Below are 1407 nucleotides of genomic sequence, written 5' to 3'. Positions count from 1 at the left end.
TGCACAAAAGCTGGGATATAAGAACTATAGAAGCCTTGACATGTATATGAGAAGGAAGAACTTTAAATATGACAGCGAAAGCGGGCAGTATGTGCCAAAGGAAAATATAGCAGATAAACTCAAAAAGGACCCTAAAAGCTATGCACCCACAAAGGTTGCAAGCATCATCACTGCCTTTGAAAAGGCAAATGCAGACCCTATGATGATTGCAAAGCAAGAGGGATTTAAAGACCATAAGGAAATGGCAGAATACATGGCAAAAAGAGGCTATGAGTGGAATGCCTATAAGGGCAACTATGTAAAGACTATAGGAAAGGTAGAAGAAAAAACAGCAGATGAGGTAATAGAGGAAACAGAAAAAACCCAAAGCCTGCCAAATGACATAGATGAATACATCCCATTTATCAGATTCCTTTATGAAAAAAGGGATGATATTTACCAGCTTTTATCTGGAACTAAAGAAGACGGAACAATTCCAAGATATGTAGTGCCAGGGCTTGTAAGGACTAAAGCAATTTACATGAGCGATATGGTGGCAAAGCTTACTGCAGAGTTTAGCAAAGAGAAAAATATAACTCAAAGAGAGGTTATGGAAGGGGCACTGATTGAATACCTTAAAAAGTATGGGTATAAGAGAGAGGTTGATGTTTTACTTAAAAATTAGTAAAATTGTATCAAAAAGTAAAACCTACTGTTATACTCTTAAATTATAAGGTATAATAAAGTAAAGAGGTGATGAGATGGGAATACAAAACCCCCATGACAAATTCTTTAAAGAAATATTCGGCAATGTAGAAGTAGCAGAGGACTTTTTTACTAACTACTTACCTCAAAGCATATTAAATATTATAGACCTTGAAACTATTGAACCTCAAAAAGACAGCTTTATCAACAAGGACTTAGAAGAAAGCTTTTCAGATCTTTTATTTAAAGTAAACATAAACAATACACAAGGCTATATCTACTTTCTCTTTGAACATAAAAGCTATCCATCAAAGGACATAGCATTTCAACTTTTAAAGTATATGATAGAAATCTGGGAAACAAAAATTAGAAAAGAAGAACAAGATAAACTTCCCATAATAATACCTCTTGTAATATACCACGGAAAAGAAAGATGGAAAGCAAGCACTGCTCTTAAAGAGATGATAAATGGATATGATATGCTTCCTGAAGATGTAAAGATATACATACCAAACTATGAATATCTGCTTTATGATATATCAAGATTTACAGATGAAGAAATAAAAGGAAAAGCACAACTTAAAATATTCTTTACCACAGTAAGAGACATATTTACTAAAAGTAGTAAAGGAGCATGGGATTCTATTGATAGAGCAATAGCATATCTAAAAGAACTTGAAGATAAACAAACAGCAACAGAATACTTTGAAACACTTATGCGCT

General features: G+C 33.5%; 2 protein-coding genes. Both read left to right on the top strand.

All coding sequences use genetic code 11. The features are described 5' to 3' along the window. Positions 1–664: hypothetical protein (locus BUC45_RS09170; protein ID WP_296971795.1), on the top strand; the 664-nt coding region annotated here is incomplete at its 5' end. Between the two features lie 76 nt (positions 665–740). Continuing rightward, positions 741–1407 (top strand): Rpn family recombination-promoting nuclease/putative transposase (locus BUC45_RS09165; protein WP_296971793.1); only part of this gene is annotated, 667 nt, incomplete at its 3' end.

The organism is Tepidanaerobacter sp. EBM-38 (genome assembly GCA_001896545.1).
Taxonomy (GTDB): domain Bacteria; phylum Bacillota; class Thermosediminibacteria; order Thermosediminibacterales; family Tepidanaerobacteraceae; genus Tepidanaerobacter.
This window is presented reverse-complemented; position numbering and strand designations above follow the sequence as displayed.